Below are 18134 nucleotides of genomic sequence, written 5' to 3'. Positions count from 1 at the left end.
ATGTTGTTCGATCATGCCGCAAAATTGGAACAATCCCAAAGCATTGACGACTTGTGGCAGGACTTCATGGCGATTCTACCCTCGGTGGGAATCGACCACGCAATCTACGTCAGCGTGGCCAATGACATGTCCGATCCCTTCGTTCTGACCTCGATCCCCGAATTGTACAGCGAACGCCCCCCGCACGAGGATCCGTTCCTCATCCACTGCTGCACCAGCTACAAGATCATCGAGATCGGCACCGTGTTCATGCACCGTCATCCCTATATCGACGACGCTGAACGCGCCTTTATCACGCGCGCGGCCACGCTGGGGTTCCGGGCCGGTCTGGGCATTCCGATGCGCCTGATGGGGGCCGCCCGTTTCGGTTGCTTTTTGCTGGGCAACGGACAGGCGCTGGTCGAATTCGAAAAAAACGTCTCGCGGCGCGCCGAAGAGCTGCGGCTCTTTTGCATGATCGTGCACCGCCGGATCGAGGAGCTGAACTCCCCCGCCGCAATGCCGTCCGCTTCCGACACGCGCCCGGGTCTCGTCGGGCGCGAACTGCCGCCGGTGTTCGATGCGCTGACAGCTCGCGAGACCGAAGTCATCTTGCTGCTGTGTCAGGGCAAGACCCGCGCCGAAAGCGCGCAGATTTGCGGCATATCGGTCAACACCCTGTCGGGCTACGTCAAAGCAGGCTACAAAAAGCTCGGCGTGACCAACGCGGTGCAGGCGACGACCCTGCTGCGCTAGGACGGTCGCGCGGCATTCACCCCGCCGGACAAAGCGGTTAGGATGCGCCGCAACGACCGGAGACACACCATGACCAAGCCCCCTCTCACCCTCTACCTTGCCGCGCCACGCGGGTTCTGCGCGGGCGTCGACCGGGCGATCAAGATCGTCGAGATGGCGATCGAAAAATGGGGCGCGCCGGTCTTTGTGCGGCACGAAATCGTGCATAACAAATTCGTCGTCGACGGGCTGCGCGACAAGGGCGCCGTCTTTGTCGAAGAACTGTCCGAATGTCCCGATGACCGTCCGGTGATCTTTTCGGCGCACGGGGTGCCCAAATCGGTGCCCTCCGCCGCGCAGGCCCGCAACATGGTCTATGTCGATGCCACCTGCCCGCTGGTCAGCAAAGTCCACATCGAAGCGCAGCGTCACGCCGACGCGGGCTTGCAGATGATCATGATCGGCCACGCGGGTCACCCCGAAACCGTGGGCACCATGGGCCAGCTGCCCGAGGGCGAGGTGCTGCTTGTCGAAACCCCCGCCGACGTGGCGCGGGTCGATGTGCGCGATCCCTCCAAACTCGCCTATGTCACGCAAACCACGCTCAGCGTCGATGATACCGCCGATATCGTGGCCGCCCTGCAGGCGCGGTTTCCCGATATCGTCGGCCCCCACAAGGAAGACATCTGCTACGCCACCACCAACCGCCAGGAGGCGGTCAAGGCGATGGCGCCCAAATGCGACGCGATGCTGGTGGTGGGGGCGCCCAATTCCTCCAATTCCAAACGGCTGGTCGAGGTCGGCGCCCGCGCGGGCTGCGCCTATGCCCAACTGGTGCAGCGTGCCGATGACATTGACTGGCGGGCGCTGGACGGCATCTCCAGCGTCGGCATCACCGCCGGCGCATCCGCCCCCGAAGTGCTGATCAACGAAGTCATCGACGCCTTCGGCGCGCGCTACGACGTGACCCGTGAACTGGTGGAAACCGCCGTGGAAAACGTGGAATTCAAAGTGCCCCGCGTGCTGCGCGAACCGGCCTGATCTGGACAGACGCCGCAAATAGGCGGACAGTCTGCAAAACCGCAGGAGGCCGCCCCCATGATCACCTTCCAATTTCTGCTCACCGCTCTGGTGGTCGTCGTCATTCCCGGCACCGGGGTCATCTATACGCTGGCCCTCGGGCTGGGACAGGGACGGCGGGCGGCGCTTTGGGCGGCGGCGGGCTGCACCTTCGGGATCGTGCCGCATCTGGCGGCGGCAACGCTGGGGCTGGCGGCGGTCCTGCACACCTCCGCACTGCTGTTCAGCGTGGTGAAATGGGCGGGCGTCGCCTATCTTCTGTATCTGGCTTGGCAAAGCCTGACCGCGGGCGGAACGCTCAACGTGCGTGCCGACAACCGCGCGCAAAGCGGCTGGGTGATCGCGCGGCGCGGCGCGCTCATCAACATCCTAAACCCGAAACTGTCGATCTTCTTTCTGGCGCTGCTGCCGCCTTTCCTCAGCGGGTCCGCCGCCACGGCCACCGCCGAAATGGCGCTGCTGGGGGCGGTGTTCATGGCGCTGACCTTCGTGATCTTCATGGGCTACGGCATCTTCGCCGCCGCCGCACGTCAATGGCTTCTGGGGTCCGAACGGGTCATGACGTGGCTGGGCCGGTCCTTTGCCGCCGTGTTCGCCCTGCTGGCGGGCCGACTGGCGTTTGAACGCGCCTAGGCTATATCGCAGCGTCCCACCACAGGAGAATTCCCGATGCATCCGATCCCCCGCGCCCCCCTGATCCTTGGCCTTGCGGGGCTCATCCCCTTCGTCTGGGGTGCGGCCACCACGCTCAGCCCCGCTCTGGCGGACTGGGGGCTGGCCACCTTCGGGGCGCGGTTCATCGGACCTTACGTGCAACTGTTCTACGGCGCGATCATCCTGTCGTTCATGTCGGGCGTGCTGTGGGGGTTTGCCACCAAGGCCGATGGCGCACGGGCGGCCACCGGCTACGCGCTGTCGGTCCTGCCCGCGCTGTGGGCCTTTTTCATGACCGGCAACGGCCCCACCAGCGCCAGCCTGAACCTCATGATCGGCTTTGCCGGGCTCTTGCTGCTCGATTTTGCCTTCTGGCAGTGGGGGCTGGCGCCGCGCTGGTGGATGTCGCTGCGGCTGCTGCTGACGGGGATCGTGGTGATATGCCTTGGAACGGGAGCCTTCGGATGAGCGACGACGAAACGCTGCGGGTCTACGCCGCCAAGACCGACGAATACGCCCGCATCATGGGCCATGCGGATGATCCGCTGCTCGATGCCTTCATCGCGGCACTGCCACAGGGCGGCACGGTGCTGGATCTGGGCTGCGGGCCGGGCGGATTTGCCGCGGCGATGGCGCGGGCTGGCCTGCGGGTCACCGCCACCGATGCGGTGCCCGAAATGGTGGCGATGGCCGCACAACATCCCGGCGTCGATGCACGGGTGGCCACCTTCGACCAGATCGAGGGCACCGACCTCTACGACGGCATCTGGGCCAACTTCAGCCTGCTGCACGCCGGGCGCGACGCCTTGCCGGTACATCTGGCCGCCATTGCCCGCGCCCTGCGTCCCGGCGGGCTGCTGCACATCGCCATGAAAACCGGCACCGGCACACGGCGCGATGCCATCGGGCGGCGCTATACCTACGTCACCCAGGACGAATTGCACCGCCTGCTGACAGACGCGGGCCTGAGCGTGAAAACAGTCACCACGGGACGCGATAAAGGGCTGGACGGCACCTATGCCGATTGGATAGCACTCGGCGCATATGGCTAGACTTTACGCATACACAGACGGCGCCTGCAGCGGCAATCCCGGCCCCGGCGGCTGGGGAGCCCTGATGCAGGCGCGTGACGGTGACACGGTCGTCAAGGAACGCGAACTCAAGGGCGGCGAAGCGGCCACCACCAACAACCGCATGGAACTGCTGGCCGCGATCAACGCGCTCGAAGCGCTGGAGCGGACCTCCGAAATCACGGTCGTGACAGACAGCAACTACGTCAAGAATGGCATCACCGGCTGGATCTTCGGCTGGAAGAAAAACGGCTGGAAAAACGCCGCGAAGAAGCCGGTCAAGAACGCCGAACTGTGGCAGCGGCTGGATGCAGCAAACGCGCGGCACAAGGTCACGTGGGAATGGGTCAAGGGCCACGCGGGCCATCCCGAAAACGAACGCGCCGATGAACTGGCGCGCGCTGGCATGGCACCGTTCAAGAAGAAATGAACTGGGTCAGCATCCTTGATTACGGGTCGGTCGTGGTGTTCGCGATCACCGGCGCGCTGGTGGCCAGCCGCGCCCAGCTGGATCTGGTGGGATTTGCCTTTATCGCCTGCCTGACAGCGGTGGGCGGCGGGACGGTGCGCGATGTGCTGCTGGACCGCAACCCGATCTTCTGGATCGCGCAACCCTCGTATCTGGGGGCCGCGGCAGCGGCGGCGCTGGTGATCTTCTTTACCGCCCATTTCCTCGAAAGCCGTTTGCGCGCGATCATCTGGCTCGATGCGGTGGCGCTGGCCATTGCGGTCGGGGCGGGGGCCGGGGTGGCCACGGCACTGGGCCATTCTGCCGCCGTGATCGTGCTGATGGGCATGATGACCGGCTGCATGGGCGGGCTGATGCGTGACGTGGTGGTGGGCGAAGTGCCCCTTGTGCTCAAACAGGGCGAACTGTATGTCACCGCCGCCTTCGCAGGGGCCGCCAGCATCGTGGCCTTCGACAACTATCTGCCCGATATGCCCTTTGGCCTGCTGGCGGGGGCGGCCGTTACCTTCGTGCTGCGCGCGGGGTCGATCCTGTTCGGCTGGCATCTACCCGTCTACCGCAGCACACCCCCCAAAAGCTGATGGCCTAGCGGCGCCAGTGGAACGGCACGATCACCAGCGCCCCGATGGACGACACGATCGCGTTCATCCCGTGGCTGGAAAAGCCGAAACCGAACATGATGCGCACGAAATAGAACAGGAACGCACCACCGATACAGATGATGATGCTTTGCAGGATCCCGTTGTGGGTGAACCCGGATTTCTCCGCGACATAGCCGACGATCCCCGCAATCACGACGGTGCCGATAAGGGTGGGCAACATGGGCGTTATCCTTTGTTCAACGCGGCACCGGCGGCAATGGGCGATCCGGTCTGAAACACCTCTGCATCCTGCGCACTTTTGCCCGCCCGCTGCAACCGTGTCAGCTGCACTGCGCCGGACCCGCAGGCCACTGTCACCGCGTCATCAAGCACCGTACCGGGCTTGCCCGCACCGATGCCCAACCGCGCGCCCAGCGCCTTGATCCGGGTGCCTTCGTGCATGAACCACGCGCCGGGAAAGGGCGACAGGCCGCGGATCTGGCGGTCGACGACCTCGGCGGGCTGGGTCCAGTCGATGCGGGCCTCCGCCTTGTCGATCTTCTTGGCGTAGACCACACCGTCGGCAGGTTGCGGCACGGCGGTGAGCGTGTCCAACCGCGCCAGCGCATCCACGATCAACGAAGCGCCCATCGCGCTCAGCCTGTCGTGCAACTGCGCGGTCGTCTCCTCCCGCCCGATGGCCAGCGTATCGTGCAGCAGCACAGGGCCGGTATCGAGCCCCGCTTCCATCTGCATGATGCACACCCCGGTCCGGGTGTCGCCCGCCATGATCGCGCGGTGGATCGGGGCCGCCCCGCGCCAGCGCGGCAGCAGGCTGGCGTGGATATTCAGGCACCCGCGTTCGGGCGTATCAAGGATCGCCTGCGGCAGGATCAGCCCATAGGCCACCACCACCGCAATGTCGGCATCCAGTGCGGCCATCTCCGCCTGCGCGGCCTCGGTTTTCAGCGACACGGGCGTGCGCACCTCAAGGCCCAGCGCCTCGGCGCGGGCGTGGACGGGTCCGGGGCGGTCGCGTTTGCCGCGGCCCGCCGGACGCGGAGGCTGCGAATATACCGCGACGATCTCGTGGCCCGCCGTCACCAGCGCGTCCAGCACCGGCACCGAAAACTCGGGCGTTCCCATGAATATCACACGCATGCAGACAGGCTCCTCGGCTCGGGCTCAGTGTTTCAACTTGCGCGCACGGCGCAGCAGCATGTCGCGTTTGACCTTGCTCAACCGGTCGAAATAGAGCCGCCCCGCCAGATGGTCGATCTGGTGCTGGACGCTCGTGGCCTCCAGCCCGACAAAATCCCGTTCGATAAAGGCACCGCCTTCGTCCATGTAGCGCACCCGCACGCCGCGCGGCCGTTTGACCACCGCCGACACCCCCGGCAAACACGGCGAGCTTTCCTCGTATTCGTGCAGGACCGCCGACGCGTCGATGATTTCAGGGTTGGCCAGCCGGATGCGCTTGGTGCGGGCGTCCGACGCGTCCACCACCGCCAGACGCTGCATCACACCGATCTGCTGCGCGCCCAGCCCGACGCCGGGCATCGCGTCCATCGTGTCGATCATGTCGTCCCATATGGCGCGGATGGCATCGGTGATCTCGGGCACATCGGCGGCAGGGGTGCGCAGACGCTTGTCGGGCCACTGCAGAATGGGGCGAACGGTCATGCGGTGGCTTTCTCGAAGGTGGCAACCAGATCGGCGCGGGTGTCGGCATCGAGGTGGTCAAAGGTCACGATACCGTCCAGATGGTCGATCTCGTGCTGCACACAGGCGGCGGCAAACCCGCTGAAACTCTGGACATAGCGCCCGCCGTTCAGGCCGGTCCAAACCATCTGCACCTGCGACGGGCGGCTGATCTGCGCGGTGACGCCGGGAATGCTCAGGCACCCCTCCTCCCGCGTGACGCGCTCCTCGCCAATTTCCTGCAACATCGGGTTGATACAGACCAGCGGGTCGGGCGCGCCCTCTTTCCATCCCGCATCCATCACGAAAATCCGCAGCATCGCGCCCACCTGCGGCCCTGCCAGCCCCCGGCCGGGTGCGGCATACATCGTGTCCAGCATATCGGCCGCCAGTGTCTCGATCGCGGTGGTGATCTCGGTCACCGGCGCACAGGTTTCGGCCAGCCGCGGATCGGGCCACAAGACGAGGGGCAGCACGCTCATCCGCGCGCCAGCTCGCGTTTGAACTTGACCATCTTGCGGGTCATCATCTGGCGTTTGAGCGGTTTGAGATAGTCGATGAACAGCTTGCCATCCAGATGGTCGATCTCGTGCTGCACACAGGTGGCCCACAACCCGTCCATGCCCTCGCGCTGCTCCTTGCCGTCACGGTCGATCCAGGCGACCTCGACCTCGGCGGGGCGGGTCACATCGGCGAACAGATCGGGCAGCGACAAACAGCCCTCCTCGTAAGTGTTCAGCGTATCGGACGCGGCGGTGATGGTGGGGTTGAACATTACCAGCGGACGCGGCTTTTCGCCCTCTTCCTTCACACAATCGAGCACAATCAAGCGGTCCAGCACCCCCACCTGCGGCGCGGCCAGCCCCACACCGGGGGCCTCGTACATCGTCTTGAGCATATCGTCCGCCAGACTGCGCAGGTCATCCGACACATCGGCAACGGGGGCGCATGTCTTTTTCAGACGCGGATCGGGGTGATATAGAATTGGGCGCTTCATGCGCCTGATGTAGGACAAGCCCTGCCTGCCTGCAACCGAAGGCTTGCACATCGGCCCGCTGGCGCTAGGGTCCGGTCATGTTTCAGGAGACAGCTTCATGAGTTTCGACAGCCCGAGAACCAGCTTTGACACCCCCATCGACCGGCGCGGCACACATTGCGTCAAATGGGACGCGATGGAAAAGATCTATGGTGTGCCCGCGGATGACGGCATTTCGATGTGGGTGGCCGATATGGACTTCGCCGCCGCCCCGGTGATCCAGCGCGCGGTGCAGGACATGGTCGATCACGGCGTTTACGGCTACTTCGGCGATGACAGCAAATACCGCGCCGCGATCCAGTGGTGGATGCGCGAACGGCACGGCTGGGATCTGGATCCGGCGCATATCTTCACCACCCACGGGCTGGTCAACGGCACCGCCATGTGCGTCGATGCCTTTACCGCGCCGGGCGACGGTGTGGTGCTGTTCACGCCGGTCTATCACGCCTTCGCCAAGGTCATCAAAGCCGCCGGCCGCCGTGTCGTCGAATGCGAAATGACACAGGAAAACGGCCGCTACGCGATGGACTTCGACGCCTACGATGCGCAGATGGACGGGTCCGAACGGATGGTGATCCTGTGCTCGCCGCACAACCCCGGTGGCACCGTCTGGACCCGCGCAGAGCTGCAGGCCGTGGCCGATTTTGCAAAGCGTCACGATCTGGTGCTGGTGTCCGACGAAATCCACCACGATCTGGTGATGCCGGGCCAGACCCACACGCCCATGGCGCTGATCGACGGGGTCGCGGACCGGCTGGTGATGATGACCGCCACCACCAAGACGTTCAACATCGCGGGCAGCCACTCGGGCAACGTCATCATCGCAGATGCAGAACTGCGCGGCAAATTCGAGGCGCGGATGAACGCGCTCGGGATGAGCCCCAACAGCTTTGGCCTGTTCATGGCGACCGCCGCCTATTCGCCCGAAGGGGCCGCGTGGGTGGATGACCTGGTCACGTATCTGGATGGCAACCGTCAGGTGTTCGATGCGGGCATCGATGCCATCCCCGGTCTGAAATCCATGCCGCTGCAGGCAACCTATCTGGCGTGGGTGGATTTTGCCGACACCGGCATGGACCGCGCCGAATTCACCCGGCGTGTGGAACAGGACGCCTGCATCGCGGCCAATCACGGGCCGACCTTCGGTCAGGGCGGCGGCAGTTTCCTGCGGTTCAACATCGCCACCCCGCGCGCCCGCGTCGAAGAAGCGGTGGCCCGTCTGGCGGACGCCTTCAAAGACCTGCAATAAAATCAGAAAGGCGGGCCTGTGCCCGCCTTGATACGCTCCGATACGCCGTGTGGCCGCGTCTAGCGGCGCATCACCCCGGCGCTGCGCCCCGCAGGCGTGCCGGGTTTGACCGGAATGTGGTAGGCTTGGGCCGACTGGCGCCGGAAGGTGTAAATCGCTTCGGCATTGTTCACCGTGCAGCTGGTGATCAGGCAGCTGAACTGGTGCTGCCCCTCGAGATAGAAATCCACGACGCCGCTCAGACGGGCGGGCCATTGATCGGCGAGGGTAAAGCTGTCGCGGGTGTATTGCAGGACCGACAACCGGATGCCATCGGCCTCTACGCTGGCCTTGTTGGGTCCGCCAAAGGCCGCCAATCGGCGGCGTCCCTGACCGGGCTTGAAGTCGTTTGGTAGTATGACATCCATAAACTTTTCCCCATTGGTACCGCTATAGTTGTTCTGGCCCGTCCATAAGACAAGAATAATTTGTTAATCATTGCGCAACCGCGGGGTTTTGCGACATTTAATATCCGCGCTGTGCGTCTGTGCAGACCGGTTGCGCGCCTGCGCAGCTACGTTTTGGCCCACTACCGTATTAGATAAAACATGAATAAATCATGGAGATGGCATGGGACTTTTGATCGACGGCACGTGGCACGACAGCTGGTATGATACGAAAGACTCCGGCGGCGCCTTCAAACGGCAGGAATCGCAATTCCGCAACTGGATCACCGCGGATGGCAGCACCGGTCCGTCCGGTCGGGGCGGGTTTGCCGCCGAATCGGGGCGCTATCATCTCTACGTCAGCCACGCCTGCCCGTGGGCCCACCGCGCCCTCATCTTCCGCAGCCTCAAGGGGCTCGCCCAGCACATCGACGTGTCGGTCGTGCATCCCGACATGATGGGCGACGGCTGGACCTTTGCGACAGACTTTCCTGGTGCCACCGGCGACCGGCAGTTCGGCCTGCCCTTCGCCCGCGACATCTATACCCGCGCGCAATCGGACTTTACCGGCCGCGTCACAGTGCCGATCCTGTGGGACAAACACGAAGGCACGGTTGTCTCGAACGAATCCTCCGAAATCATCCGCATGTTCAACAGCGCCTTCAACGGTCTGACCGGCAATGAGGATGACTATTACCCCGCCGCCCTGCATGACGTGATCGACCCGATCAACGCCCGCATCTACGACACGGTCAACAACGGCGTCTATAAATCAGGGTTTGCCACCACGCAGCAGGCCTACGATGCCGCCGTGCATCCGCTTTTCGACAGCCTCGACTGGATCGAAGGCATCCTCGCCACCAACCGCTATCTCGCAGGCACGCAAATCACCGAAGCCGACTGGCGGCTCTTCACGACGCTCCTGCGGTTCGATCTGGTCTACCACCAGCACTTCAAATGCAACCGTGCGCGGATCGTGGATTACCCCAACCTGTGGAACTATACGCGCGAGCTGTTTCAGTGGGACGGGGTCGCCGAAACGGTGCATTTCGACCATATCGTGCGGCACTACCACTACAGCCACGAATCGATCAATCCGCACCGCATCGTGCCGATCAATCCCGTTATCGACTGGTCAGAACCGCACACACGCGGCTAGGACGCGCGGCTTTCCGATCCGTAATGCGCCACCATCGCGGCCAGATCCTCGGGCGGCGTATTGCTTTGGACAAAAGCGCGCGCGTTGGCCGAATGAGCAAAGATCGACCCATCCGAAAAAAAGGTCGTGTTGGTCACGAAAATCACCCGGGTGTCGGGGCGGCGGTAGTTGGCGAAATCCGAAATCGCCAGCGCCGATCCTTCGTCGAGCACCAGATCGAGGATGATGATGTCCACCGGATTTTCGCTGATGAAACTGGTCGCATCATGCTGGCCGCGCGCAATCGTGACGGTCATGCCCTTCCGCGCAAGGTGGTTGCGCCACAGCACAGCCAGCTCTGGCACGCTCTCGACGATCAAAACGGTCGTTTCGTCGCCATAGACATCAGAACCATCCGGCACGCAGCCCTCCTTTACCTTCACGTCAACTTAACACAGCTATGCGGATTCGGATACAATTTACAACTGCAAGCTGATCGTCCCGCCTGCACGCTTGAAAACGCCGCCCTTTTCCGCTTTGTCAGGCGGCAGACGCGGGGCCGCACCGGCGCCGCATACATCCACGACAGGCATCACGCGTGACCCATTCGAGCAGAGATCATGGCGGCGGGCTGGACGCGGCGGCGCGGCGTTTTGGCGGGGCACGCGGCGACTGGATCGATCTGTCGACCGGCATCAATCCGGCCCCCTTTCCCCTGCCGCCCCTCTCCGCCGACAGCTGGACCGCCCTGCCCGACAGCGCAGCACAGGACGCCCTTGTCAGCGCCGCGCGGCAGCACTGGAACGTCCCGCCACAGGCCGATGTGCTGGCCACGCCCGGTGCGTCGGCCCCGATCGCGATGCTCCCCACCCTGCGCCCCGCGGGCCGTGTCGCCATCGCGGCGCGCACCTACAACGAACACGCCGCCGCCTTCACGGGCGCAGGCTGGCAGATCACCGCACCGGGCCAAACCGCGCAGGCCTGCGTGCTGGTCAACCCCAACAATCCCGACGGATGCCGCTATACCGCGCGCGACCTGCACGGCAGCCTGCGGATCATCGACGAAAGCTTTGGCGACGTGACCCCCGACACCACCCTGATGGCACAGGCCACCACACCGGGCACCGTGATCCTCAAGAGTTTCGGCAAATTCTGGGGGCTCGCCGGCCTGCGGCTGGGCTTTGTCATCGGTGACCCGGCAGTGGTGGGGCCGCTGCGGGCGCGCCTTGGGCCCTGGCCCGTCGCCGGTCCGGCGCTCGAGATCGGACGCGCCGCACTCGCGGATACCCGCTGGGCCGACGAAACCCGCCAGACGCTGCACCGCGATGCACAACGGCTCGACGCTCTGGTCACAGGCGCGGGCGCGCAGGGGGCGGGCGGCACCGATCTGTTCCGGCTCTACCGCGTGGACGATGCCGCCGCATGGCAGAACCGGCTGGCGCGCCACCATATCTGGTCGCGGGTCTTTCCCTATGACCCCACGTGGCTGCGGCTGGGCCTGCCGCCGCGCACCGGCTGGGAACGGCTCGAACGGGCCCTGCCGCGATGACCACCACCGCCGTCCTGACACTGGCGCTGGTGCTCGATGCGCTGCTGGGAGAACCACAGTGGCTGTGGGCACGCCTGCCGCATCCCGCCGTGCTTATGGGGCGGCTGGTCGGCGGGGCCGAGAAACGGTTCAACTCCGGCACCAACCGCATGGTGAAAGGCGGGGCCGTGATTGCCGCGCTCGTCGCCGCAATGCTGCTTCTGGGTCAGGCCCTCGCACAGCTAGGCTGGGTTGTGGAAATACTGGTCTGCGCGGTGCTGCTGGCGCAAAAATCACTGCTCGACCATGTCCGCGCCGTGGCCACCGGCCTGCGCATGTCGCCCGCCGCCGGGCGGGCCGCCGTTGCGATGATCGTCAGCCGTGACACCGGCGACATGACGCCCTCCGCCGTTGCCCGCTCCGCCATCGAAAGCGGCGCCGAAAATCTCTGCGACGGGGTCATCGCGCCCGCCTTCTGGTTTGTGCTGGGCGGTCTGCCGGGGCTGCTGGCCTACAAGATCGTCAACACCGCCGACAGCATGATCGGCTACCGCACCGACCGCTTCGAACAATTCGGCAAGGCGGCGGCGCGGCTGGACGATCTGCTCAACTGGCTGCCCGCACGGCTGACGGCGGTGCTGATTGCACTGTCGGACGGCATACCGCGCCATTGGCGGGCCATCGCGGCAGATGCGCGCCTGCACCGCTCGCCCAACGCGGGCTGGCCCGAAGCGGCCATGGCCTACGCCATCAATGTGGCCCTTGCAGGTCCGCGTGCCTATGATGGCGTGATGCAGGATTTCGCGTGGGTGAACCCCGCAGGATCAAAACACATCGGCGCCCTCGCAATCGACGCGGCGGCGTCACGGCTTTGGCAGGCCTGGGCCCTATTTCTGGTGGCGGTGCTGACGCTCGCAACCCTGTTGTAAAAAGTGAGAACCGACATGAAATTCTTTTCCCTGACCTGTGCTGCGATCGTGTCGCTGTTGCCGCTGCATGCCGCGGCGCAAACCTGCGGCGGCAGCTTTGACGCCTTCAAGGCCGGACTGGCGCAAGAGGCCGTGACCCGCGGCATCGATGCTGCCACTGCCGATGCATTTCTGCGCGGCGTGCGCAAGGATGACGCGGTTCTGCGGGCCGACCGTGCACAGGGCGTGTTCCAGCGCCCCTTCGTCGATTTCTCGCGGCGTCTGATCTCGAACGACCGGATCAACCGGGGCAAATCCAACGGGGACAGATACGATGCGATCTTCGAGCGGATCGAGCGGGAGTACGGCGTGCCGCGCGGCGTGCTTCTGGCCTTCTGGGCGTTCGAAACCGACTACGGCGCGATTCAGGGCGATTTCAACACCGCCAACGCGCTGGTCACGCTCGCCCACGACTGCCGCCGCCCCGACCTGTTTCGCCCGCAGGTTTTTGCCGCGATGGAGCTTTTTGCCCAAGGCGCGTTCGATCCCGCCACCACCACCGGCGCATGGGCCGGTGAAATCGGCATGGTGCAGATGCTGCCGCGCGACATTCTCGAAAACGGCACCGATGGCGACGGCGACGGCGCGGTGTCGCTGAAAACCTCTGCCCCCGATGCGTTGGTGTCGGGCGGCAAGATGCTGCAGCATCTGGGCTGGCGCGCGGGCGAGCCGTGGATCGACGAAGTGACCGTGCCGGAAGGTTTCGACTGGTCGCAAAGCGGGCTGACAACCACCAGGACAGGTGCCGAATGGGCCGCCTTCGGCATCACGGCCCGCGACGGGGCACTGGCCCGCGATCTTCCCGCCTCGCTCATCGTGCCGCAGGGGCGCGGCGGGCCCAAATTCCTCGCCTACCCCAACTTCCGCGTCTATTTCGAATGGAACCAGAGCTTTACCTACGTTCTGACCGCCGCCTATTTCGCCACCCGCCTGGAAGGCGCGCAGGTCTATGCGGCGGGCACCCCCGACACGGGGCTGACGGGCGACCAGATGGAACAGCTGCAGCGCAAGCTGCAGGACAAAGGCTATGACGTGGGCGATATCGACGGTATTCTGGGCGCGAAAACCCGCGCTGCGGTACAGGCCGAACAACTGCGGCTGGGCCTGCCCGCCGACGCATGGCCCACGCCCGCCCTGCTTGGCCAGCTTTGAAAGGACCACCCATGCCCCTGAAAATCACCGCCGCAGAAATGGTCGAGCGCGCGCGCGCCCGGATCGAGGAAATCGAAACCGCAGACGCCATCGCGATGGTCGATGACCCGTCGGTCCAGATCGTCGATCTGCGCGATCCGCGCGAACGTGCACGCAGCGGCTACATCCCCGGCAGCTTCCACTGCCCGCGCGGCATGCTGGAATTCTGGGTTGACCCCGACAGCCCCTATTTCAAGGACGTCTTTGCGCAGGACAAGAAATTCGTCTTCCACTGCGCCTCGGGCTGGCGCTCGGCCATCTCGGTCGCCACGCTGCGAGACATGGGGTTTGACGCGGCCCACCTGCGCGAGGGCTTTGGCGCGTGGGCAAAAGCGGGCGGTCCAGTGCAGCGCGACGACACCCCCGCCTAGGGGCGCACCGGAAACCTGTCACCGGCCTGCGTCAACATCACCAACCGCCCGTGGCTGCGCACAAACCGGTCACAGCGGCTGCGGCCATTGCGGTAGGCGATGCAAATCACCCCGTCGGGGCCCACGTCATAGGTGCCAAAGGCCGATTGCCCGCTGTCGTAGGTGAAACTATACGCACCCCCCGCCGAATAGCGCGACACGCCCCCCGCAAAAAACGCCAGATCCGGCCCCGCGGTCAGGGCAACGACCTCCGTGCGCGACAGGGGCACATCGCCCGCCAGAACGGCAAAATCCGCCAACAGCGCGGTGGGACAGGCAAGCAGGGTCAAAAGCAGTCTCATGGCGGTCAAACTATGCCCGCGGGCCCGCCCGCGCCATGCACGTTTACGCGACCATCTGCGCGGCTTTCTTCAGATCGACAGACACCAACTGGCTGACGCCCTGCTCGGCCATGGTCACGCCGAACAACCGGTCCATCCGCGACATGGTCACCGCATGGTGCGTGATGATCAGGAAACGGGTGTCGGTCTGGCGGCACATCTCGTCCAGCAGATCACAGAACCGGCCCACGTTGGCATCATCCAGCGGCGCATCGACCTCGTCGAGAACACAGATCGGCGCAGGGTTGGCCAGGAACACCGCAAAGATCAGCGCCATCGCGGTCAGCGTCTGCTCGCCCCCCGACAACAGGCTCAGGGTCGACAGTTTCTTGCCCGGCGGCTGGCACATGATCTCCAGACCGGCCTCCAGCGGGTCATCGCTCTCGACCATCACCAGATTGGCCTCGCCGCCGCCAAACAGATGGGTAAAGAGCAACGAAAAATTGGAATTGACCTGCTCGAACGCGGTCAGCAGCCGCTCGCGGCCCTCGCGGTTAAGGCTGGCAATGCCCGCGCGCAGGGTCTTGATGGCCTCTTCCAGATCGGCCTTTTCGGCCACCAGTTCGTCGTGCTCGGTCTGCACATCCCTAGCGTCTTCCTCGGCCCGCAGGTTGACCGCCCCCAGCGCGTCGCGCTGCCGCTTGAGCCTGCCCACGTCGGCCTCCAACACATCCGCGGCAGGCATCTGGTCGGGGTTCACATCCAGCTGTGTCAGCAACTGGTTCGGGGTCAGCTGCTGGTCCTCGGCGATGCGCTCGGCGGCGGCGGTCACGGTCTCGCGGGCCGCATCGCTGCGCGCCTCGGAACGGGCGCGGGCCTCGCGGGCCTCTGAGGCTTCGCGCTCGGCGTCACGCTCGGCCAGCGTTGCCGCCCGCAACGCGGTCTCCGCCGCCGACAATGTATCTGCCGCCTGTGCGCGGCGGGCCTCGGCGCGGGCGATCTCGGTGCCCAGCGCCTCGCGTTTCTCGGCGATCTCGGCGGGCACCGCCGCCGCAACGCTGAGCTCCGCCTCTGATGCTTCCTTGCGCTCGACCAACTCGGCGCTGCGCTTCTCGGCAGTGTCCAAACGGTGGCGCCAGCCGCTCAACTCCTTGGTCACTTCCTGACTGCGGCGGGTGCGGGCCTCGCCCTCGCGGCGCAGCTCGTCGTGGGCCGACCGGCGCGACATCATGGTGATGCGGGCGGCCTCGACCGTCATCCGCAAATCCTCGACACTGTCGCGCGCGGTCTGCAAATCACCCAGATCGGACAGCGCGTTCTCGGCCTCGCGCACACGGGCCCGTGCGCCGATCGCCTCGTCCTCGTGGCGCTTGACCGCCAGCCCGAGCGATTCCAGCCGCCCTTCGGCCAGATTGCGATCCGCCTCGACCCGGCTCAACGCCCGCCCCGCATCGGCCACGGCACGGTCGGCGTCGCGGCGGGCATCGCGGGCGCGTTTGTCGGCCTCCGTTTCGGCCTGCAATTGTTCGGTCAGACTGTCGTGCGCGCGGCGGGCCCCTTCGGCGCGCTGGCTGGCCTGCTCCAGCCCCTGCTTGAGCCGCTCCAGCTTGTTGAGCTGTTGCAGACGCAGCGCGGCGGCCGAGGGAGCGTCCTCCGCCCAGGCGCGAAACCCGTCCCAGCGCCACAGATCGCCCTCGGGTGACACCAGACGCTGGCCCGGTTGCAGCGCCGCCTGTAGGCGTGGACCGTCGTCGGGATCGACCAGACCGATCTGGCCCATCCGCCGCTCCAGCACATCGGGGCAGGACACGTGATTGGTGAGCGGCGTCACCCCGGCGGGCAAGGGCTGGGCCCTGTCATAGCCGGGCAGTGGCGCCCAGCCCGACGGGCCATCCTCATCCACCTCGGGCGCGCGCAGATCATCGGCCAGCGCTGCCCCGAGCGCCTTTTCGAACCCGTGTTCGACCTGCAACCTGTCCAGGATCTGGCCGCCCTCGGCGGTGTCACGTTCAACCAGTTTGGCCAGCGCGGTCATCTCGGCGCGCAGCGCGTTCATCTCGCCCTCGGCCTGCGACCGTTCGGCACGGGCATCCGCCTCGCGCGACTGGGTCTGCGCGCGGGCTTCCTCGGCTGCGATCAACGCACCCTCCGCCGCGCTCGCCGCGGCCACGGCGCGTTGCTCATCTGCCTGCGCGATGGCGAAATCTTCGGCCGCTTTCGTCAGCTTTTCCTGATGCGATGCCACCGCGATCCGGGCCGCTTCGGCTTCGGTCTCCGATTTCGCCTGTGTCTTGCGGCTATCGTCGAGCAACCGTTGCGCCGATCCGTGCCGTGCCGCCAGCCGCGCCACGTCCTCCGTCTGCTGGCTCAGATCGCCCTCCCGCGCCTGCAACACCGATGCAGCCTCCTGTGCGGCCTCGGATGCAGCAGTCAGCGCGTCGGCGTGGCCCTCGCCCGCCTTGGCAAGTTCGGTCGCTTCCCATTCCAGCCGCGCAATCGTATCGACCGCATCGCGGTTCAATCCGCCCTCGCGCTCGATGTCACGGCCCAGCTGCGCAATCCGGCCCGTCAGCGTCTCGATCAGGCTCTGCGCGCGGCCTTCCTCATCGCTCAGCGTGTCCCGCTGCACCAGCAACCGCTGCACGACGGCCGCGGCGATCGCATCCTCCTCGCGCAGCGACGGCAGGACGGTCTCGGCCTCTTCGCGGCCCTTGGCACACTGGCGCACCAATCCTTCGGCCTGTGCGGTGGCACTGACCCGCGTGCGCAATTCCTCCTCGGCCACCCCCCGCGCATCATCCGCCTCGCGCCAGCGGCGGTACAGCAGCGTGCCTTCCGTGCGGCGCAGCTCATTGCCGATCTCGCGGTACCGCGCGGCCTGACGGGCCTGCCGCGCCAGTTGCGCCAGTTGCGCGGCCAGTTGCTCGATCACATCGTCAACCCGCGCCAGATTGGCCTCCGCCCCGTTCAGCTTCAACTCCGCCTCGTGACGCCGCGCATACAGCCCCGAAATCCCCGCCGCTTCCTCCAAAATACGGCGCCGGTTCTTGGGCTTGGCGTTGATCAGCTCGGAAATCTGGCCCTGCCGGACCAGCGCGGGCGAATGGGCACCGGTGGACGCATCGGCAAACAGCATCTGCACATCGCGGGCGCGCACATCCTTGCCCGCCGCCTTGTAGGCACTGCCCACATCGCGGGTGATCCGGCGCACGATCTCCAGATTGTCGTCGTCATTGAACCCCGCGGGCGCCAGCCGCTCCGCGTTATCGATATGCAGCGACACTTCCGCAAAATTGCGCGCGGGCCGCGTGGCCGCCCCGGCGAAAATCACGTCCTCCATCCCCCCGCCGCGCATCGCCGTGGGGCGGTTTTCGCCCATCACCCAGCGCAAGGCCTCCAGCAGGTTGGATTTGCCACAGCCGTTCGGCCCCACGACCCCCGTCAGACCATCCGCGATGATCAGGTCGGTCGGATCGACGAAGCTCTTGAAGCCGGTCAGCCTGAGTTTCGAAAAGCGCAAACGGGGTCCTTCCCGCGGGTGATTCCAAAGGTGACCAAACGTGCGGGTTTGTCCGGCCCTCTGTCAACAGGGACACACAACCAACGGCGGCAAGGCCACACTTATCCACAAGATATTGG

Annotated in this window: 22 protein-coding genes; 13 read left to right on the top strand and 9 right to left on the bottom strand. The window is 65.5% G+C overall.

From position 1 onward, the window contains the following. The 7 genes from K3756_RS02550 (at position 1) to K3756_RS02520 (ending at position 4568) form a co-directional block, all read left to right on the top strand. Positions 1–735, top strand: a complete 735-nt coding sequence (locus K3756_RS02550) for a LuxR family transcriptional regulator (protein WP_259990593.1) — start codon at positions 1–3, stop codon at positions 733–735. 69 nt (positions 736–804) lie between these two features. Further along, the gene (gene ispH / locus K3756_RS02545; protein WP_259990591.1) at positions 805–1755 is read left to right on the top strand and encodes a 4-hydroxy-3-methylbut-2-enyl diphosphate reductase; all 951 of its coding nucleotides are present in this window, start codon (positions 805–807) and stop codon (positions 1753–1755) included. A 57-nt stretch (positions 1756–1812) separates the two neighbouring features. Further along, complete coding sequence (locus K3756_RS02540) at positions 1813–2427, top strand: LysE family translocator (RefSeq protein ID WP_259990588.1); 615 nt, start codon at positions 1813–1815, stop codon at positions 2425–2427. A 36-nt stretch (positions 2428–2463) separates the two neighbouring features. After that, positions 2464–2916 carry a DUF3429 domain-containing protein gene (locus tag K3756_RS02535; RefSeq protein WP_259990586.1) on the top strand — a complete coding sequence of 151 codons (453 nt, stop codon included), beginning with the start codon at positions 2464–2466 and terminating at the stop codon, positions 2914–2916. Next, positions 2913–3500: a bifunctional 2-polyprenyl-6-hydroxyphenol methylase/3-demethylubiquinol 3-O-methyltransferase UbiG gene (locus tag K3756_RS02530; RefSeq protein ID WP_259990584.1), complete on the top strand. Its 588-nt coding sequence runs from the start codon at positions 2913–2915 to the stop codon at positions 3498–3500. The genes K3756_RS02535 and K3756_RS02530 overlap by 4 nt, the downstream gene beginning before the upstream one ends. After that, positions 3493–3948, top strand: coding sequence for a ribonuclease HI (gene rnhA, locus K3756_RS02525; RefSeq protein ID WP_259990582.1), 456 nt, complete (start codon positions 3493–3495; stop codon positions 3946–3948). Before K3756_RS02530 ends, rnhA begins: the two co-directional genes overlap by 8 nt. Next, entirely contained in the window at positions 3945–4568 is a 624-nt protein-coding gene (locus tag K3756_RS02520; RefSeq protein WP_259990580.1) for a trimeric intracellular cation channel family protein, read from the top strand. The genes rnhA and K3756_RS02520 overlap by 4 nt, the downstream gene beginning before the upstream one ends. Positions 4569–4572: 4 nt before the next feature. Here K3756_RS02520 and K3756_RS02515 read toward each other — a convergent pair whose 3' ends face one another. Genes K3756_RS02515 through def (K3756_RS02495) form a run of 5 tightly spaced genes read right to left on the bottom strand, consistent with a single transcriptional unit; the run spans position 4573 to position 7266 of the window. After that, positions 4573–4809 carry a hypothetical protein gene (locus tag K3756_RS02515; RefSeq protein WP_259990578.1) on the bottom strand — a complete coding sequence of 79 codons (237 nt, stop codon included), beginning with the start codon at positions 4807–4809 and terminating at the stop codon, positions 4573–4575. Positions 4810–4814: 5 nt separating this feature from the next. After that, positions 4815–5729: a methionyl-tRNA formyltransferase gene (fmt, locus tag K3756_RS02510; protein ID WP_259990576.1), complete on the bottom strand. Its 915-nt coding sequence runs from the start codon at positions 5727–5729 to the stop codon at positions 4815–4817. A 24-nt stretch (positions 5730–5753) separates the two neighbouring features. After that, on the bottom strand, positions 5754–6251 hold the full coding sequence (gene def / locus K3756_RS02505; RefSeq protein WP_259990574.1) for a peptide deformylase: 498 nt from the start codon (positions 6249–6251) through the stop codon (positions 5754–5756). Then, positions 6248–6751, bottom strand: coding sequence for a peptide deformylase (gene def, locus K3756_RS02500; RefSeq protein ID WP_259990572.1), 504 nt, complete (start codon positions 6749–6751; stop codon positions 6248–6250). Before def (K3756_RS02500) ends, def (K3756_RS02505) begins: the two co-directional genes overlap by 4 nt. Next, complete coding sequence (def, locus tag K3756_RS02495) at positions 6748–7266, bottom strand: peptide deformylase (RefSeq protein WP_259990570.1); 519 nt, start codon at positions 7264–7266, stop codon at positions 6748–6750. The genes def (K3756_RS02500) and def (K3756_RS02495) overlap by 4 nt, the downstream gene beginning before the upstream one ends. A 97-nt stretch (positions 7267–7363) precedes the next feature. Here def (K3756_RS02495) and K3756_RS02490 point away from each other — a divergent pair, with 97 nt between their 5' ends. Beyond that, positions 7364–8554, top strand: a complete 1191-nt coding sequence (locus tag K3756_RS02490) for a MalY/PatB family protein (RefSeq protein WP_259990568.1) — start codon at positions 7364–7366, stop codon at positions 8552–8554. A 59-nt stretch (positions 8555–8613) separates the two neighbouring features. Here the strand turns inward: K3756_RS02490 and K3756_RS02485 are convergent, their stop codons facing one another. Further along, positions 8614–8961: a hypothetical protein gene (locus tag K3756_RS02485; protein WP_259990566.1), complete on the bottom strand. Its 348-nt coding sequence runs from the start codon at positions 8959–8961 to the stop codon at positions 8614–8616. A 202-nt stretch (positions 8962–9163) separates the two neighbouring features. Here K3756_RS02485 and K3756_RS02480 point away from each other — a divergent pair, with 202 nt between their 5' ends. Continuing rightward, positions 9164–10138: a glutathione S-transferase family protein gene (locus K3756_RS02480; protein ID WP_259990563.1), complete on the top strand. Its 975-nt coding sequence runs from the start codon at positions 9164–9166 to the stop codon at positions 10136–10138. Here the strand turns inward: K3756_RS02480 and K3756_RS02475 are convergent. Next, positions 10135–10539, bottom strand: coding sequence for a response regulator (locus tag K3756_RS02475; protein WP_259990561.1), 405 nt, complete (start codon positions 10537–10539; stop codon positions 10135–10137). The genes K3756_RS02480 and K3756_RS02475 overlap by 4 nt on opposite strands. A 176-nt stretch (positions 10540–10715) precedes the next feature. Between K3756_RS02475 and cobD the strand changes: the two genes are divergently transcribed. From cobD to K3756_RS02455, 4 genes are read left to right on the top strand one after another with little or no spacing between them, the layout of a single operon-like run. After that, the gene (gene cobD, locus K3756_RS02470; RefSeq protein ID WP_259990559.1) at positions 10716–11666 is read left to right on the top strand and encodes a threonine-phosphate decarboxylase CobD; all 951 of its coding nucleotides are present in this window, start codon (positions 10716–10718) and stop codon (positions 11664–11666) included. Next, entirely contained in the window at positions 11663–12574 is a 912-nt protein-coding gene (cbiB, locus tag K3756_RS02465; RefSeq protein WP_259990557.1) for an adenosylcobinamide-phosphate synthase CbiB, read from the top strand. Before cobD ends, cbiB begins: the two co-directional genes overlap by 4 nt. Before the next feature lie 15 nt (positions 12575–12589). Further along, the gene (locus K3756_RS02460; RefSeq protein ID WP_259990556.1) at positions 12590–13765 is read left to right on the top strand and encodes a lytic murein transglycosylase; all 1176 of its coding nucleotides are present in this window, start codon (positions 12590–12592) and stop codon (positions 13763–13765) included. 11 nt (positions 13766–13776) lie between these two features. Continuing rightward, on the top strand, positions 13777–14175 hold the full coding sequence (locus K3756_RS02455) for a rhodanese-like domain-containing protein (RefSeq protein ID WP_259990554.1): 399 nt from the start codon (positions 13777–13779) through the stop codon (positions 14173–14175). On the opposite strand, the gene K3756_RS02450 is transcribed toward K3756_RS02455, so the two are convergent. Together K3756_RS02450 and K3756_RS02445 are read right to left on the bottom strand one after the other, a co-directional pair. Continuing rightward, positions 14172–14516, bottom strand: coding sequence for a hypothetical protein (locus K3756_RS02450; protein ID WP_259990552.1), 345 nt, complete (start codon positions 14514–14516; stop codon positions 14172–14174). The genes K3756_RS02455 and K3756_RS02450 overlap by 4 nt on opposite strands. Before the next feature lie 43 nt (positions 14517–14559). Next, on the bottom strand, positions 14560–18015 hold the full coding sequence (locus K3756_RS02445; protein WP_259990549.1) for a chromosome segregation SMC family protein: 3456 nt from the start codon (positions 18013–18015) through the stop codon (positions 14560–14562). Between the last annotated feature and the right edge of the window lie 119 nt (positions 18016–18134).

Origin of the sequence: Sulfitobacter sp. S190 (genome assembly GCF_025141935.1) — a bacterium.
Taxonomy (GTDB): domain Bacteria; phylum Pseudomonadota; class Alphaproteobacteria; order Rhodobacterales; family Rhodobacteraceae; genus Sulfitobacter.
The sequence above is the reverse complement of the archived record's forward strand: the minus strand, read 5'-3'. Positions and strand labels throughout refer to the sequence as shown.

Bases quoted from the DNA above. Each gene is read 5' to 3' on its own strand.
- K3756_RS02550 (WP_259990593.1), top strand. From the start codon at position 1: ATGTTGTTCGATCATGCCGCAAAATTGGAACAATCCCAAAGCATTGAC.
- K3756_RS02480 (WP_259990563.1), top strand. From the start codon at position 9,164: ATGGGACTTTTGATCGACGGCACGTGGCACGACAGCTGGTATGATACG.
- K3756_RS02530 (WP_259990584.1), top strand. From the start codon at position 2,913: ATGAGCGACGACGAAACGCTGCGGGTCTACGCCGCCAAGACCGACGAA.
- K3756_RS02455 (WP_259990554.1), top strand. From the start codon at position 13,777: ATGCCCCTGAAAATCACCGCCGCAGAAATGGTCGAGCGCGCGCGCGCC.
- K3756_RS02490 (WP_259990568.1), top strand. From the start codon at position 7,364: ATGAGTTTCGACAGCCCGAGAACCAGCTTTGACACCCCCATCGACCGG.
- K3756_RS02535 (WP_259990586.1), top strand. From the start codon at position 2,464: ATGCATCCGATCCCCCGCGCCCCCCTGATCCTTGGCCTTGCGGGGCTC.
- fmt (WP_259990576.1), bottom strand. From the start codon at position 5,729: ATGCGTGTGATATTCATGGGAACGCCCGAGTTTTCGGTGCCGGTGCTG.
- ispH (WP_259990591.1), top strand. From the start codon at position 805: ATGACCAAGCCCCCTCTCACCCTCTACCTTGCCGCGCCACGCGGGTTC.
- K3756_RS02485 (WP_259990566.1), bottom strand. From the start codon at position 8,961: ATGGATGTCATACTACCAAACGACTTCAAGCCCGGTCAGGGACGCCGC.
- K3756_RS02520 (WP_259990580.1), top strand. From the start codon at position 3,945: ATGAACTGGGTCAGCATCCTTGATTACGGGTCGGTCGTGGTGTTCGCG.
- K3756_RS02450 (WP_259990552.1), bottom strand. From the start codon at position 14,516: ATGAGACTGCTTTTGACCCTGCTTGCCTGTCCCACCGCGCTGTTGGCG.
- K3756_RS02460 (WP_259990556.1), top strand. From the start codon at position 12,590: ATGAAATTCTTTTCCCTGACCTGTGCTGCGATCGTGTCGCTGTTGCCG.
- def (WP_259990572.1), bottom strand. From the start codon at position 6,751: ATGAGCGTGCTGCCCCTCGTCTTGTGGCCCGATCCGCGGCTGGCCGAA.
- def (WP_259990570.1), bottom strand. From the start codon at position 7,266: ATGAAGCGCCCAATTCTATATCACCCCGATCCGCGTCTGAAAAAGACA.
- cbiB (WP_259990557.1), top strand. From the start codon at position 11,663: ATGACCACCACCGCCGTCCTGACACTGGCGCTGGTGCTCGATGCGCTG.
- K3756_RS02515 (WP_259990578.1), bottom strand. From the start codon at position 4,809: ATGTTGCCCACCCTTATCGGCACCGTCGTGATTGCGGGGATCGTCGGC.
- K3756_RS02540 (WP_259990588.1), top strand. From the start codon at position 1,813: ATGATCACCTTCCAATTTCTGCTCACCGCTCTGGTGGTCGTCGTCATT.
- rnhA (WP_259990582.1), top strand. From the start codon at position 3,493: ATGGCTAGACTTTACGCATACACAGACGGCGCCTGCAGCGGCAATCCC.
- def (WP_259990574.1), bottom strand. From the start codon at position 6,251: ATGACCGTTCGCCCCATTCTGCAGTGGCCCGACAAGCGTCTGCGCACC.